Annotated in this window: 19 protein-coding genes; 7 read left to right on the top strand and 12 right to left on the bottom strand. The window is 35.5% G+C overall.

Features of this window, described 5'->3' with window-relative positions; translation table 11 throughout:
- Positions 1 to 69: 69 nt before the first annotated feature.
- From BAMA_RS05685 to BAMA_RS05655, 7 genes are all read right to left on the bottom strand, one after another.
- Positions 70 to 573 carry an NUDIX hydrolase gene (locus BAMA_RS05685; protein ID WP_034637009.1) on the bottom strand — a complete coding sequence of 168 codons (504 nt, stop codon included), beginning with the start codon at positions 571 to 573 and terminating at the stop codon, positions 70 to 72.
- Between the two features lie 57 nt (positions 574 to 630).
- Entirely contained in the window at positions 631 to 900 is a 270-nt protein-coding gene (locus BAMA_RS05680; RefSeq protein ID WP_034637008.1) for a hypothetical protein, read from the bottom strand.
- 317 nt (positions 901 to 1,217) lie between these two features.
- Complete coding sequence (gene nhaC, locus BAMA_RS05675; RefSeq protein ID WP_034637007.1) at positions 1,218 to 2,618, bottom strand: Na+/H+ antiporter NhaC; 1,401 nt, start codon at positions 2,616 to 2,618, stop codon at positions 1,218 to 1,220.
- 194 nt (positions 2,619 to 2,812) lie between these two features.
- A complete protein-coding gene (locus tag BAMA_RS05670) occupies positions 2,813 to 3,565 on the bottom strand; it encodes a TIGR03943 family putative permease subunit (RefSeq protein WP_415782933.1) in 753 nt (250 codons plus the stop codon).
- A gap of 65 nt (positions 3,566 to 3,630) precedes the next feature.
- On the bottom strand, positions 3,631 to 4,611 hold the full coding sequence (locus tag BAMA_RS05665) for a permease (RefSeq protein ID WP_034637006.1): 981 nt from the start codon (positions 4,609 to 4,611) through the stop codon (positions 3,631 to 3,633).
- A 247-nt stretch (positions 4,612 to 4,858) separates the two neighbouring features.
- Positions 4,859 to 5,023, bottom strand: a complete 165-nt coding sequence (locus BAMA_RS05660; RefSeq protein WP_034636998.1) for a Fur-regulated basic protein FbpA — start codon at positions 5,021 to 5,023, stop codon at positions 4,859 to 4,861.
- A 219-nt stretch (positions 5,024 to 5,242) separates the two neighbouring features.
- The gene (locus BAMA_RS05655) at positions 5,243 to 5,791 is read right to left on the bottom strand and encodes a GNAT family N-acetyltransferase (RefSeq protein WP_034636996.1); all 549 of its coding nucleotides are present in this window, start codon (positions 5,789 to 5,791) and stop codon (positions 5,243 to 5,245) included.
- A gap of 163 nt (positions 5,792 to 5,954) precedes the next feature.
- Between BAMA_RS05655 and BAMA_RS05650 the strand changes: the two genes are divergently transcribed.
- Genes BAMA_RS05650 through BAMA_RS05640 form a run of 3 tightly spaced genes read left to right on the top strand, consistent with a single transcriptional unit; the run spans position 5,955 to position 7,581 of the window.
- Positions 5,955 to 6,365 carry a MarR family winged helix-turn-helix transcriptional regulator gene (locus tag BAMA_RS05650; RefSeq protein WP_034636994.1) on the top strand — a complete coding sequence of 137 codons (411 nt, stop codon included), beginning with the start codon at positions 5,955 to 5,957 and terminating at the stop codon, positions 6,363 to 6,365.
- Positions 6,349 to 6,678, top strand: coding sequence for a DUF3147 family protein (locus BAMA_RS05645; RefSeq protein WP_034636992.1), 330 nt, complete (start codon positions 6,349 to 6,351; stop codon positions 6,676 to 6,678). The genes BAMA_RS05650 and BAMA_RS05645 overlap by 17 nt, the downstream gene beginning before the upstream one ends.
- Positions 6,679 to 6,690: 12 nt before the next feature.
- Positions 6,691 to 7,581: an alpha/beta fold hydrolase gene (locus tag BAMA_RS05640; protein ID WP_034636991.1), complete on the top strand. Its 891-nt coding sequence runs from the start codon at positions 6,691 to 6,693 to the stop codon at positions 7,579 to 7,581.
- Positions 7,582 to 7,584: 3 nt separating this feature from the next.
- Here BAMA_RS05640 and BAMA_RS05635 read toward each other — a convergent pair whose 3' ends face one another.
- The 5 genes from BAMA_RS05635 to BAMA_RS05615 all read right to left on the bottom strand — a co-directional run bounded on the left by BAMA_RS05635 (position 7,585) and on the right by BAMA_RS05615 (position 12,158).
- Positions 7,585 to 8,529, bottom strand: coding sequence for an MBL fold metallo-hydrolase (locus tag BAMA_RS05635; protein WP_034636990.1), 945 nt, complete (start codon positions 8,527 to 8,529; stop codon positions 7,585 to 7,587).
- A 70-nt stretch (positions 8,530 to 8,599) separates the two neighbouring features.
- Entirely contained in the window at positions 8,600 to 8,968 is a 369-nt protein-coding gene (locus BAMA_RS05630) for a hypothetical protein (protein WP_034636989.1), read from the bottom strand.
- 88 nt (positions 8,969 to 9,056) lie between these two features.
- Positions 9,057 to 9,620: a histidine phosphatase family protein gene (locus tag BAMA_RS05625; protein ID WP_034636985.1), complete on the bottom strand. Its 564-nt coding sequence runs from the start codon at positions 9,618 to 9,620 to the stop codon at positions 9,057 to 9,059.
- A 99-nt stretch (positions 9,621 to 9,719) separates the two neighbouring features.
- Positions 9,720 to 10,799, bottom strand: coding sequence for a serine hydrolase (locus BAMA_RS05620; protein WP_034636975.1), 1,080 nt, complete (start codon positions 10,797 to 10,799; stop codon positions 9,720 to 9,722).
- 99 nt (positions 10,800 to 10,898) lie between these two features.
- On the bottom strand, positions 10,899 to 12,158 hold the full coding sequence (locus tag BAMA_RS05615; RefSeq protein WP_034636972.1) for an MFS transporter: 1,260 nt from the start codon (positions 12,156 to 12,158) through the stop codon (positions 10,899 to 10,901).
- A 264-nt stretch (positions 12,159 to 12,422) separates the two neighbouring features.
- On the opposite strand from BAMA_RS05615, the gene BAMA_RS05610 reads away from it, so the two are divergent.
- The 4 genes from BAMA_RS05610 to BAMA_RS05595 all read left to right on the top strand — a co-directional run bounded on the left by BAMA_RS05610 (position 12,423) and on the right by BAMA_RS05595 (position 15,882).
- A complete protein-coding gene (locus tag BAMA_RS05610) occupies positions 12,423 to 13,622 on the top strand; it encodes a helix-turn-helix domain-containing protein (RefSeq protein WP_034636971.1) in 1,200 nt (399 codons plus the stop codon).
- Between the two features lie 54 nt (positions 13,623 to 13,676).
- On the top strand, positions 13,677 to 13,856 hold the full coding sequence (locus BAMA_RS05605; RefSeq protein ID WP_034636970.1) for an H-type small acid-soluble spore protein: 180 nt from the start codon (positions 13,677 to 13,679) through the stop codon (positions 13,854 to 13,856).
- A 138-nt stretch (positions 13,857 to 13,994) separates the two neighbouring features.
- Positions 13,995 to 15,128 (top strand): helix-turn-helix domain-containing protein, encoded by a 1,134-nt coding sequence (locus BAMA_RS05600; RefSeq protein WP_034636968.1) that lies wholly within the window; start codon positions 13,995 to 13,997, stop codon positions 15,126 to 15,128.
- Positions 15,112 to 15,882 (top strand): CPBP family glutamic-type intramembrane protease, encoded by a 771-nt coding sequence (locus tag BAMA_RS05595; protein WP_084157897.1) that lies wholly within the window; start codon positions 15,112 to 15,114, stop codon positions 15,880 to 15,882. The genes BAMA_RS05600 and BAMA_RS05595 overlap by 17 nt, the downstream gene beginning before the upstream one ends.
- Positions 15,883 to 15,911 lie beyond the last annotated feature (29 nt).

Genomic DNA, 15,911 nt, shown 5'->3' with positions numbered 1-15,911 from the left:
AAGACTTTATTCTATACTCTGAAATGATAAAGTTGCACCGATTTCACCCTATTCTCCTTTTCATAACACTTATTTACTTAATTTATGTAAAACAAAGTTCTCTCGTTTTATCCATCCATTGTAATGACGTTGCTTCATCGCTTTTTCATTTTGCTCAATCGCGTATTCAATTGATACCCACTCTGGCATAAATTCTTGTTCTAATTCATAATCATCTAATTTTTGGTTAACTTTTATACCATCTATCAATTCACAAAAATAATAATGTGATGTCATTTGAAAATAAGCACCTTCTTCATATTCATCAACATTTCGTTCAATCACAACACCGGCTTTCTCCTTAACGATACAGCGAATATATCCCGTTTCTTCTGCTATCTCACGCAAAAGCGCTTCAGCATGACTTTCATTCTTTTCGACTCCGCCACCAGCAAATTTATAATCTCCCTGATTAGAATGGACAAGCAGAATATTTTCATCTTGAATAATAATAGCTCTGACCGCTTCTCTATAATTTACTTTCACTTCTGTTCCATGGATTTTCTCATCTTCTAATAATTTATTAAACACCATAGCACCTCTTTGTTATCTATAAAAATTTTTGATCTAAGCTCATCCCTTCTACTTACATCATTTTTGACTTAGCATAAAACCTCTCACTATAAAACCAAGTCCATTTGCAAATGTTATTGCACCAAAGGTAAATCCAGCAACTCCTCCTCCAATTCCATCACCACTTGTTACACCAAGCGTATAACCTGTAACCGCTAAAACAAGCGGGGCAATTAATAACATAACAATCCCACCAGAAATGAACCATCGCTTTCGATTTCGTGCTGCAATCATTACAACAGCAACATTTATAATAAGTAAAAACACAAAAAGAAAAAGAAATTCCATTATATATATCCTCTCTTTCACGTATTTTGTACGATAAAGTGAAACTTCACTCAGTGGGGACCCACTGAGTGTCATCCCGACCAATCGGGCTTTTACGGGCTGTTTATCTCCCACCTAAACTTCTTCGTTTTGTCTTAAGTTTTGAGGTGGGAGTCTTACAGCCCGTTAATGCGGGATAAAGGCAATAACATAATGTATGAGATAATGTTACGAATTCAAATTCTATTTTATACATACAACACATGAAATGTCGATTTTTTCTGACTATTAACTTTACAAAAAAACACCCCTCCACCAAAGCAGAGGGGTGTTCAAAATTAAGAAACTTGCGCTTCTTTTTTCTCATCAACTGTCCACATAAACTTACCTGTGTATCCGTAAATCACTGCAAGTGCAAGTGATACGAAGCTCATCCACATAAATGGAACGTATGACATTGTTGCTACTCCTAATGTTGCGGCCATGAAAATACCGTTATCAGACCATGGGACCATACCAGATGTTAATGTTCCACCAACTTCAGAGTTACGCGCCAATACAAGGCGATTTAATCTTAGTTTATCGTAACTTTCTTGCATAATTTTTGGTGTTAAAATAAGTGATACGTACATTGCACAACCAAAAATATTTGCTAAGAATGCTACGATTAACGTTGATACTGTAACATTTCCTGTTGAGTTTAGTTTTTGTTCAAATTTAGAAACAATAACCTTTAATACTCCTAATTTCTCTAACAAGCCACCAAATCCAAGACCGAAAATGATAACAGCTACAGATCCAAGCATGCTTTCAATACCGCCGCGGTTTAATAACTTGTCGATAAATTCAACACCTGAGTCAATTTTAAATCCGTTGTATGCGGTACCAATTGCAGTTCCAAAGTCCATACCTTGGAATAATGCTGCCCAAATCGCTCCAATTAATGCACCCATTGCAATGGTTGGCATGGATGGTCGCTTCATTGCTAATAGTCCGATAACAACTACAGCTGGAACAAGCATCCAAATTTTAATATCAAATTCATTTAATAACGATTGTTTTAAAAACTCTACGCGCTCTAAATCAAAATTGTCTCCGCCATACATAAAGCCTGCAACTGTAAACATGATTCCTGTAATAATATAGGCAGGAACATCTAATACAAGCATGGCACGTACGTGAGCAATTACATCAACTTTCGCCATGGAAGCAGCAAGTACCGTACTATCAGATAATGGTGATAGCTTATCTCCAAAGTATGCTCCGGATAAAACAGCTCCAGCTACTAATGGAAGCGGGAAACCAAGACCTTCACCAATTGCCATCATCGCAACACCAGCTGTACCAACTGTTCCCCATGATGTACCTGTTGCAATCGATGTAATGGAACAAATAATTAACGTCGCTAATAAGAAAATACTTGGATGAATAAATTCTAACCCGTAATAAATAAGTGTTGGCACAACACCGCCCGCAACCCATGTACCGATAAGAGCACCAATTGCAAGTAAAATAAGTACGGCTTCTAATCCATTAGAAATCCCCTTCGTAATCGCATCTTGTAAGTCTTGATAACGAAATCCTAATCGGATACCAAGTCCAATGACAAGGAACCACGAAATAAATAACGCTAATTGAATTGGCAATTCAAAAATCGTTTGAAAGGAAAAGACTATGCCAAGAAACATTAGTAAAAGTACGATGATTTCTGTCATAGATGGTAATCTTACACTTTTCATTTTACTTCTCTCCTTACAAGCTCGTAACATGATGCATATCGTCTATACATTCCCCTTTTGTAAACTTCTAGACAAAACACAATTTTCACATTATTCAAACTTATTATTTCAATATAATAAATATCTACACCTATTTTAAAAGCATCACTCAAATTTCGCAACGGTAATTTTAAAAAATGCGACATTTTCCGACATTATTGATATACATACGGTTGTTTTGGTATTTCAATTTCTTCAATTTCTTTCGCTTTCACAAGTGGTGATAACACTCCTTTATACGTTGTTTCATGTAATACACCCGTGATTTGTACCCATGTTTCGTTACGTACTTTTCCAATATTCTCTCCTGATACGATCATCCCAAAAACAGATGCATCTGCCACGCAGCATGCCATTCCGTAACGGGCAACAATTGCTTTGTCACCTTTCACTTCTTTATCACGATGCACAAAACCTATAAAAGTCACTTCCTTCCCTTTAAATCCAAGCACATCTCGTCCAATAATATCGATTGTCGCCATATAATTCGTATCCTCTATTTTGATATGTTCTTCTTTTAACAAATTTGTTTCTAATTTCTGCATTGCTTCTACCGCATAAGCAGAAAGTGGTGTGTCTTTGTTATGTTCTGCCGATTCTTCTTGTACACTTTGATTCATTCCTCTTTTTGCCGCTACACTGCCATCAATTGTTACATTTGAAAATAAAAAGGCACTCACAATTGGAATGAGAAATAAACAATAAAACAAAAATGAACCCATCCCTGTTTTCGGCAGCGCATGGTCATGACAACAATGACAACCATGTCGCTCTTTCTTTCCGCTATCCCATACTTGTAAACAACCAAGTGCAAACGAAACGAAAAACGCAAAGTAAATAAACTTTATCATCTTTGGTGCAATAAACAGCCCAATATCACCAGTTACAAGTAATTTAAATAGTAACATCGAAAATCCAAGTAAAATAATACCGCGAATATACGTATGAAATCCTTTTTTCTCTCCCACTCTAATCACCTACCCATCGAAAATTGCACGATGATATATACGAGAGCTGTTACAATAAAAATAAATGTAAAGACAAATCTTTTTTTGAAATAAGCAAACAACATAAGTGTATTTTTTAAATCTAACATCGGACCAAATACAAGAAACGCAGTAAGTGCTTTCGCTGAAAAGATTTGACCAAACGATGCCGCAATAAACGCATCTGCCTCAGAACATAATGACAATACGTACGCAAAGCCCATCATGACAACTGGTGAAACTACTTCATTATTTGCGACTACTTCGAGTAACTGCCGATCTAAAAATGTTTGGAATAAACTCGCCAAAAAAGCACCAATTAATAAAAATTTCCCTGTATCAAAAAACTCGTCAGCTGCATGATTTGCAACATCTTTCCAGCTCTTTTTCTGATGCTCTGGCACATGAATATTCTCCTCTTTTAACACATTTTGACCACGGTATAGTACATACATAAAGAAACCAATACATAATGCGACAAGCAAAGCAATTCCAAAACGAGAATATAAAATCGTTTCATTTGTCCGAAAAGCATAGTATGTCGATAGAAAGACAACTGGATTTAAAATAGGAGCGCTCACAAGAATGACCATCGCTACATGAAGTGGTAATCCTTTTTTCATAAGCCTTCTTACAACCGGAATAATGACGCATTCACACATTGGGAAAATAACACCAACAAATGCCGCCGGAATCACTGCCACTACTGGTGATTTCGGTAACACTTTATGAATCATCTCCTCCGTTACAAACACTTGAATGATTGCTGAAATAAACACACCAAGTAAAATAAACGGTACCGCCTCAAAAAAGATACTTAAAAAAATGGTATTTACATTCAGCCACTCACTTGGAACCTTCGCTTGCAATGATGATAAGCTCGTAAAATCAACGAAAAAAAGTAGGAAAACAAACAATCCAACAAGCAACATCCCAATCCATTCCCTAGATAGCCGAACAAACGTCATCTTCTTCCCTCCGTTATAATAATGCTTGTCCTTTTTCTAAACACGCCATATAAGTTATATATAACTGTATGCTGAAATCGTAATGATTATGATTTATAAAATAAAACTTTACGCAGTAGAATTATTAGTTAAACGAATAGGGCTCTCACAGGCTGTTAATGTGTGGTAAACGCAAAAAAACCTTAAAGCAAGCAAGCTCTACATTCTTGTTTGCTTTAAGGCATAATGAATCATCTATGCTCAAGATTTATGCTTTCACACACTCTTTTATATTCTCAAGCTCCCTTTCTAATTCACTTAAAGAGAGTTCGTACAATTGTTTTCCTGGTACTTTATAAATACCCGCACGAATTAATTTATCGATAAGCTGCTTTTTTCTCTCCTCAACAGCAAAACGGAGACGATTCCCCATTCAACACAACACTCCTTTCAAAAATAAATGAAAATGAGAATATTCTCATTTTCATTTACTATTATAAAACAGAATATTCTGTAAGTAAAGTGATATACTTCCATTTTTCCATCCGGACGTTTTGTGGCCACATTATATATGTGTATGATATTTAAATAAAAAACATGACAAAAAAAGAAGAAAGACGTAATACGCTTTCTTCAAAAGTATGGATGAGTGTTATACATCATTAAATCTTCCCATCGCAACCGTATGATAATATCGGCCATCAGAAAGCATTTTATCATTTTCTAAAATGCCTTCTGTTTTAAACCCTAATGTTTCATACAGATAAATTGCTTTTTTATTTTTTTCCAGCACTTGCAGAGTCATTTTTTTAATTCCGTTCGAATCTGCCCAACTAATCGATTGCTGTAAAAGATTTTTCCCCATACCATATCCCCAATAATCTTTTAATACAGCAACGCCAAACCCTACTTTATGAGCAAAGCGTTTTAATACATTCCCTTCACATCGTGAGAATCCAACAATTTTATCATCAACTACAGCAACTAAAAATAAGTTTCTTTCACTCTCTGTATCTACTTTTATTAATTGTTCAAAACCGTGTACATCAATAAAAGCTTCTCCTTTTTCTCTATCCAGATTTTCCGTTTCTCCATCAATTTGCAACCGAATTTCAGACAGTTCCTTTGCGTCTTTTTGCACGGCTGATCTAATTGTATAACAGAGTTCATTCACCTGAAATTGTTGCTCATGTATTTTCATACCATATCCCCCTTCACTCTCTCTATTATCATTATAACTTCTAAGTTCCACTACTTACGTACGTTTATGTTCTTTTGAAAAAATTTTCTGATTAAAAAGGAATTTAATTCTCTCGAGACGAATATATCGTATTATACGATATAAATAAAAAAGGAGATTACAAATGAAACAACTAAACAAACATTGGGAAATAATTTACTACCACCTACGCTATGAATATGAAACAAACTTATCTCACCAATCAATTCGTATTTTACAAATGATTGCAAGGGAAAACGGTTTAACGATTGGGCAAATTGCAGAAGCACTTAGGCTTTCTCCAAATACTGCTTCTGAGCATGTAAAGCGTCTTATTCAAAAGAAACTCATTATGAAGGAACGTAGTAAACAAGATGAACGTATCGTTGTTGTGACGTTAACAACAGCAGGACTAGAAGTATTAACAAAACATACATTACTTGATGCTGAGAAGTTGGCTACATTACAATCCTGTTTTTCAGAAGAAGAGCAACAATTAATTTCATCGGCATTTGAACTACTTGCAAAGGAGGCAAAACATGTTTTTCCTCGTTAAGGTAGTTGTCTCCGCACTAATTATTGGCATTGTTACTGAAATTGCCAAACATACGAGTACACTTGGTGGTTTTATCGCTGCTCTTCCACTCGTAAGTTTACTTAGTTTATTTTGGATTTCTGTTGAAGGCGGGACGAAGCAACAGTTAAGTCAATTTGCATTAGGAGTCTTATATGGATTCCCTGCTTCGGCTTTACTATTATTTATCGTATATATGGGCTTGCGCCATTCTTTCTCTCTTAGCACTTCTATTTTATTTGGAGTTGGTGTATGGTGCATTGCACTTGCTTTTCAAAGAGTACTTCAATCGTAAGGAGGAAACATTTTGCATACGTTCGTAAACGTGTTTAAAAAAGAAATAGAGGTATACATAACCGGAAACGGTCAAAAAACGCTTGTTATTCAAACAGGGATGTCTTGCTCGTTTTATGATTGGATTCCAATCGCGGAACAACTTTCTACTAATTACAAAGTTGTATTATTTCATCGACCAGGATATGGAGCAAGTTTGTATAGCAAAGAAGCACGTACAACAAAACAAGCAGCTGAAGAGCTAGCTGAACTGTTACATGTGTTACATATTAAGGAACCGATTACGTTAGCAGGTCATTCCTACGGAGGCTTATGCGCGCAACAATTTGCTATAAACTATCCTCATAAACTGGAGAATTTAGTACTCATCGACTCTACATCTATGAATCTTCATCGTTTAGATGACTTGCATTTACCGATATCAGATGAAACAGATTCTGATGAAAAATGGTTACAAACATATCGTGATTATGCCGCTATGACGCAGAATGAATTACAGCACATATTACAACCTACATTATCATCTCGTCATAGTAGACTACCAAAAGAAATACAAAGGCACTGCTTACACTTTTCCACTTCACCAACGTTATATAAGGCAGTTCTTTCAGAAATGACAAACTGGAAGCAATGTGCTCTTCAACTAAAAAAAGATTGTAAACTGTTACATGTGCCACTGCTTGTAATTGGGCGCGATGCTAACTATTCAATTCAGCAAATGACCAAAAACGGTATGCCACTTGAAGAAGCAACACTACTTGAAACGTTATGGCAAGAGCTTATCGAAGAACAAACTACACTTTCAACAAATAGCAAAAAAATGATTGCTGAAAGGGCCGGACACTCTATTGAACAAGATCGTCCTGATTTTCTCATAGAAACACTTTCTTCCATTAGCGGGTGATGTTTACCCGCTAATGAATTTGTATACTGTAGTAAGGTTTCCTTTCACTCCATTTACACCTTTCCAATTCATATATTCTGTAGGTACATGAAATCTAGAAATAAACTCATCTAAAGTCAATGAGCTAGCATGTGCTCTTTTCGCTTCTTCGATTAAAAATGAAATATAGTTCTCTAATATCGTACATAACTGCAACGTTCCTACTTCCCCATGACCTGGTACAATTGTTGTAATATCCATGTTGTTCACTTCTCTTAAAATATGTACAAACTGCTCCGGATTATAAATCGGCACGTGTAACTCATCTGTTACAATATCACCCATAAATGCAATTTTATCTTCAGGTATATATAAAAATGTATCACTTATCGTATGCCCACCTCCGAAGCAATGTAGTTCTACTGTTCGTTTTGAGCCACGAATAACATAATACTCTTCAAAAATAAGTGATGGTAACACTATTTTTAAACGTGGTAAATCTGCTAGTATTTTAGACATTTCTCCATATTGCTGACGCAAACTCTCTCGTAAAATATCATTGTTTGTATTCTCTATTTTGTTTCTCAAAGCTTGTAGATATTGAGACATTTCCGCTTGTTCTTTCTCCACATCATCAATCACATTCTTCTCTTTACACCATTTATGAGTCAGTTCTGTAGAGATAATCGTTACATCTTCAAATACTTGATTACCAAAAACGTGATCACCATGATAGTGACTATTTACAACATACTTTACTAGCTTTCCAGTTATCTTTTCTGCCTGCTTTCTCAGTTCCATTGCCGCTGTTGGTGTGCTAAACGTATCAAAGATGAGCAAGTCTTCTCCTAAATCAATAATTCCAGCGTTACTCCATGCTCCTTCACCACTCTTTGCAATCGCTGCATATACGCCATCAGCAAGCTGTTTTACTGTAAAATAGTCAGTTTCTATTTTCATATGTAGCATACTATTATCCAACCTTTCTATACTAAAAAGCACACCAACGATTCAAAATTGGTGTGCCATCTCTATTTTTTTAATGTGTATCTTCTTCAAGCTCATAACCGATATCGTTGCTTACGTAAATCGGTCCATTTGCGACATCAATACGAAGTTCCCACGCCCACGGTATGAGCAAACGCTTATGAAGACCTCTCCAAAACTCCATCGATTTTTTCTCATACTGCTCAAATTCTTGCAGTAATGTTTGATAGGAGGTGCCATCTAATTGAACATTCGCATCCATTAAGCGATTATATGCATGGTGCTGCGCTTCTAGTTCTGCTGCGATTTTCATTTCTTCTTTCGTTGCCATCCCAATTATTGTTCCATCTGCTGGAATTGTTTCGTACACATTGTGCTCTTCAACTAGTCCTTCTGGAATATCTTTTTCTCTTTCGAACATATTAGAGAACCCCCTTTATAAAAAAATTATGTAGCTCTGCTCATACTTCGCTACACCCTTTATTCTTTCCTGCAAATATGGTCATTCTTCACAAACTTTTCATATATTCCATTTTTATTACCGTCTGTAACTTCTTATTACTGAATGTTAATTTATATACATCCGGCATCTCTAGCTCTTTCCAAAATGACATATCATACTTTTCATCAAAATAATTCATAATGAGCACCATAATATTTCCATGTGTTCCAATGACAACACTTTTTCCTTCATACTTCTCTAATATTTGTTTCATACAAGTGACGCCGCGTTTTTGCGCTACCTCATTGGATTCTCCGCCTGGAAATGAAAACATAGGATTTCCCCAAACTTCCATCATTCCTTCCTGAAAATTTTCAAGTGGCTCTACGCTTAAAAGTCTCTCTCTTAAATCTTCCTCTACTAAAATAGGAAACTGAAAATGCGCTGCGATTCCTTCAACAGTTTGAATCGCTCTTTTGTAAGGACTAGATAATACAATATCAATGTCTTCCGTTTTAAATAAATCCGTAACGGCCATTGCATCTTTCCATCCTTTTTCAGATAAAGGACGCTCTCTTTCATCTTTCGTATATGTAGAATGTGCATGTCTTACAAAATATATAGTCGTCATCGTTACACCTCATTTTTTCTAATTATTCTAATAATTAACTTTACAGTATAAACGAACTGCTGTGAAGTTTCCTCCACAGCAGTTGTTTACATAATATCATTACAATGAATTTCGAAATTCTTTATTTGTTAATACTTCCCCTATAAATGGATCGATTTCTTCTGTAATCTTTTCCATATCTTTATCATTTAAATTATTAAACATATAAACAACTTCTATTTTATTTCCGTCTTTATCCGTTCCATAAAAACTATTTGTAAGCACAAATGCAGTTGAACCACCTTTTTGTCCTGCATACTCGTAATGTTCTGCTAAAACTGTTCCTTCAAAAATATTATCAAGTTCATCATACATTTTTTGTGAGAATACTGTTCTACTATTTATCTGTGCTAATAGATGTTGATAGTCCTTTGCAGTTGCAGCCATTAAGCGATCTGACCAAATGCGCTGAAAATCCATATCAATTTTTAACGGAATATTGCGTTTTTTCCATTCTTCTTCATCTTTCATCCATTCATGTATTTGAAACACATGATTTCGATACTCAGCTGGTGACATATCTCGCAAAGTCTTTAATGACTGCTTTTCATCAATTTTAAGCTCTTTCTCTACATAGCCTCTCATATATAAAGCTGATGTAAATGGAGAAAACAAATCGTGTTGCTGTAATCCTAACTCTTGTAAACTTTCATTTAACCGTTTAAATCCTAATCGTTCTTGCAAATATGTTGTATTTGCATTTGAACTAAAATGAATCATTCCCTTTGCAACTTCTTCAAGTGCCACTTGTTCATGTTGAACAAGCCCATTTTCTTTTATATATGTAAGCCAGGAAGGGTGCGCTTCTCCATCTGTTCCCTTTATATAATATTTTTCTAGCTCTTGTAATGGAACTTGTTCTTCTCGTTGTATTTTCCCCTCTGATACTTGTTTTGCAAATTCTACTGCAATTACAAGTTTCGCCATACTTGCTAGTGGTAATTTTTCATATTGATTCACTTCATATAGTATTTCCCCATTTTGTTGAACAAGTAATGAACATGTTTTATCTGCTTCGCATTTGTCTATATAATCAAGTATATAGTCAGAATCTGTCTTCGCTTGCAATATAGTAGTTGCTCCTATCATAAAAGTGACAATTCCTACACAAAGAAAGCTGAATTTCTTCATTACACTCATATTCTCCCTCCCTTTACATAACTTGTATATTATAACATTTAAATACAAAAGAGTAACCTATATAGGTTACTCTTTTTCATATTGTACTATAATTTTTCACTAAGCAGACGCGTTCACTTGTTGTGTTTTCCCCCACTTCCTTGTTCCTACTCCAACAACGGTAAGCACCCCTATTCCCGAGAGAATGATAACTGTAGAAGCTGGAACATAATCTAATAAAATCCCATACAAAATTGTCCCAAGTGGCATAATTGCAGTTGCAACTGTTTCTAACAAGCCAAATACACGACCTAAATAATGCGGAGGTACGGATTTTTGGACAAACACTTGCATTGGTACGTTAACGAAGATAAGTGTCATTCCATTTAAAAGCATCAACCCGATATAATAAATAAAAATCATTGTTTTTGAGAATGATAAAAATAAAGGCAGTGCCATCATAAATAACAATCCAGACCAAGTAAATAAACTATTGCGCATCAGCCCAATTTTATCAGTTACCTCTTTACGAGCAGATAAAATGACTGAGGCCACAATCATTCCCCCTGCAAACATACCCTCTATTATCCCTAATTTTGTTCCAGATAAATGTAATTCTTGTACGATAATATAAGGAAGGATAACCGCAACAGATGCCCCAAAGAAATTTAACCAAAATGCAATTTTTATTACCATATAAATATTTTGTTGACTTTTAATATACGTAAATCCATCTTTAATACTCGTTAAAAATGGTGCTTTTCCTTCTTGCTGCTCCCCTTCATATAAACTAAAAACAATAAACAATTGAACGACAACTGCTAACGAAAAAGCAATTCCATTTAATAAGAAAAAGAATTCAGTGGAAAGAAAACCGTACACAACACCACCAATAATTGGTCCTAATAACGTCGCAAGTGAAGACGCCGTTTGATTTAAAGCGCTTGCCTGCTGGATACGCTCTCCGTTAACTAAACTTGGAATCGATGATGTAAATGCTACACTATAAAAACTAGCACAAATTGATAACAAGGCTGCAGAAACATAGATGAATAATAATGAGATGCTAAATGTAGTAGAAAGAATAAACATCGTAAACATAATGAGGGCACTTAAAATATCAGCTCCAATAACAAGTGCTCTCCGGTTCACACGATCAGCTACCGCCCCTGCAATTGGTCCACATAACATACGTGGAATGGACCCACACACAAGCGTAATCGCAAAACTTGTTGCTGAACCAGTTGTTTTTAATACGTAAAGCCCCATCGCAAACGTATATATGCTCGCTCCAAGTAACGAACTTAACTTTCCAATCATCATCAGGACAATATTTCGGCTTGCAATTTTTAATCTTGGATCATTTGTTACCGTATTCATCTTCTCCCTCTCCCTTTAAAAGTTAAATTGTGTTAAACTTATTATATACTTTATTTTCCAAGATCGACAACAAAAAGTTTAATTGTATTTAACTTTTTGTTTTTCTCCGCATTAACGGCCTATAAGAACCCCGCCTCAAAACTTAAGGGAGCAAAGAAGTTTAGGTGAAAGATAAACAGCCCGTAAATGCCTGATTAGTTCAACTAACATTCAGTGGGGGATGCCCCCCTGAGTGAAGTTTCACTTTATATAGGAGCGATAACGATGACAACACTTGGCGAAAAGATTCGCACATTGCGAAAAGAAAAGAAACTGACACAATCCACACTTGCTGGAGAAGAGCTAACAAAAAGTATGCTGAGCCAAATTGAAAATGGGAAAGCAACTCCGTCGATGAAGACATTGCAATATATAGCTGATAAACTCGGCTGTGAACCGAGCTTTTTATTAGAAGAGGAAGATAGCGAGCTTGCTTCTCTTGTACATGAAATGAAGCAACTCATCCAAAAACGAGAATATAAAAAAGTGTATGAAACGTTACATTCTACTGTCCAGCATGAATTACCAGCAACACTTCATACTGCTCGTATATATCACTTATACATCCAGGCTTCTCTCTTTCAAAAAGAGTATGATGTACGTATATATGTTGAAAAGGCGGTATCTATCTTTAAAAAATATTCTTTACATCAAGAAGGTACAGAAACAGAAATGTCACTTGTACTCGCATTATTTTATAAAAAACAATATAAGGAAAGCTTGCAACTTATCCATTCCATTCGTGATCAATATAAGCAGCAGTTTGAACTTGATACCATTTTACAAATTCAGTTATTGCTATACGAAGCAGTCGTATTTTTAGCAACAGGCGATTATGAAAAATGCCAAACAATTATTTTACAATCCCTTGCTTTTTCAAAAGAGAAACAAGTGTATTACCGAACAGATGAACTATATCGCATTTTGTCTCATCAAGCTGTTTTCTTTAATGATAAAGAAGGTTATTTATATTACTTAAAAAAAGCGGAACAATTCGCCGTATTTATAGAAGACACACTATCAATTGCTGTTCTTGATATATTAAGAGCATATTTTCATAACTCCATGACAAAGCAGTATACAAAAGCACTACAATATGTAGAGGCCTATCAACAATACGATATTGAAGGCGGAGAAGGCTATTATTATCTCGAAAAAGGAAAAGCACTTTATGGACTTCAAAGGTATGAAGAAGCGTTAGAAGCACTGCATAACGTCACAATGCCAACCTATGCCGGTCATCCAGTAGACAAAGCTTGGATTTTAACTGCCGGGGCCTACCGAGCGTTATGTTATATGGCACTCAGTAATAAAGAGCAGGCATTACACGAAGCACAAGCAGCACAAGAGGCTATTCAAGAGTATCACGTACCAATGTTTGTTTCTTTCGTTGAAGAAACGTTACAAAACATAAAAAACATGTAAATGGTATATTATTCCTCCCTCCGTGCAAAATATATATAGATGGGAGGAATGTATATGAACGTTCAGCGTGCAAAAGAAATTTCACAATCAATGGAAACTGTAAACGTTACGTTTCAAGGTATGCCCGTTATGATTCAACATATTGATGAACAAAATGAAACAGCTCGTATATATGATGCAACGAATCCATCACGTGAACTAACGGTTCCGGTAAATAGCTTAGAGGAGCAGTGAGATATGTTTTGTAAAAAGAGCTTGGATATCCAAGCTCTTTTTATTGTTTCTCTACGGTTGATTTTATTAATAAAAGTCAACTGGAAATCCATAGTAGGTATTCAATAAACCTCATATAATAAAACTGAGGTGATGATAATGAAAGAACTTAACATTGCGACAACACTTATCGCAAAACGTAGAGAAAAAGAAATTACGCAAGATGAACTAGCTGCTTATATCGGCGTTACAAAAGCTTCTGTTTCAAAATGGGAACGAGGCCAAAGTTATCCGGATATTACCTTTCTCCCTCAGTTGGCTGCCTATTTTAATATGAGCATCGATGACTTAATTGGATATGCGCCTCAAATGACTGATGAGGATATAAAAAAGTTATATCATCGGCTCGCAACCGATTTTGCTAACAAGCCTTTTGAAGAAGTAATGACTGAGTGTACGCACATCGTCAAGAAATACTATTCCTGTTTTCCACTTCTACTCCAAATGGCATTGCTATTTGCAAACCATCACATGTTAGCATTAACTCCCGAAAGACAGACAAACATACTTGAAGAAGCTGTTAACCTATGCCACCGGGTAAAAATCGAAAGTGAAGATATTTCACTCTCAAAAGAAGCCGTATCGTTAGAAGCTACTTGTTCTTTATTGCTACACAAACCACACGATGTTTTACAATTACTTGGTGACACGATTCGCCCCCATTATCCGGACGATGAAATGATCGCAAAAGCCTATCAAATGATCGGAAATGTAAAAAAAGCAAATGAAGCTATGCAAATTAGTATGTATAAACACCTTATGTTACTCATTTCAGGAATACCGCCTTACGTTATGCTCCATGTGGAAAATGAAGAAAAAACAGACGAGATTTTACACCGGGCATTTACTTTAGCACATACGTATCAACTACAACATTTGCATCCACATATGATGCTGCAGCTATATCTTGCAGCTGCACAAGTATATTGCATCCAAAAAAATCCAGAAAAAGCATTAGATATGTTACAAAACTATTCATCGATCTGCACTTTAAACTTTTCTCTATATAATTTACATGGCGATTCCTATTTTGATGCAATTGACGATTGGTTTGAGGAATTTAAACTCGGCTCGAAAACGGTTCGAAATGAAGAAACAATTAAACTAAGCATGCTACAAGTAATTGTAGAAAATCCAATACTCTCTATGTTAAAAGAACTGCCAAAATATAAAGCTATCGTTTCATCCTTAAAATTCAAATTAGGAGTGAATAACTATGAAAAGCATCTATAAACAGGCCTTTCAATTTTCACTTTGGATGTTACCCATTGGAATCCTTGGTGGTATATTAGTTGGCATAAATAGTTGGTCCATGTTCAATGAAGAAATAAGAAATCAAATTATAGCACAGATGCCAAAAGAAGCATTTATCCTTATTTTAGTTTTGCAAGTGGGACTTTTATATGCTGGTATCATGGGATTTTTCGGTTATATTTTAGCTAGCAAAGTAAATCTATTAAAAAAGCTCACCTTTACAAAGCGTAATATTTTCACTGCACTATTTTCCGGCATACTAGCTGCGCTACTTCTTTTCTTACCGGATTATTTTCTTTTTTCTAATCAACTCCCCGAGGTTGCAGCAGTTTATACAAAGGAAAATTTCTCGCCGCTTAATCTCATAACATCCGTAATTTACGGTGGTATATTAGAAGAAATTATGATGCGATTGTTTGTTATGTCACTGCTTGTTTTTATTTTATGGAAGTTGTTTGCTCGTAGTAAAACGAAAGAACATATTCCAGTTTGGATATTTATAATTGCCAATATTGGAGCAGCACTGTTATTTGCAGCAGGGCATCTCCCAGCAACAGCAATGCTCTTTGGTCATTTAGATACTCTTATTCTCATACGCTGCTTTATTCTTAATAGTATTCCCGGACTCATTTTTGGCTGGCTATATTGGAAACATGGTTTACACTATGCGATGATTGCCCATGCTTTTACACATGTTACGATATATGTTATTCTATACCTCTTTATCTTCTAAAAAACAATAAGCTGTAGTTCGCTGGAATT

It is taken from the genome of Bacillus manliponensis, from assembly GCF_000712595.1.
Taxonomy (GTDB): domain Bacteria; phylum Bacillota; class Bacilli; order Bacillales; family Bacillaceae_G; genus Bacillus_A; species Bacillus_A manliponensis.
This window is presented reverse-complemented; position numbering and strand designations above follow the sequence as displayed.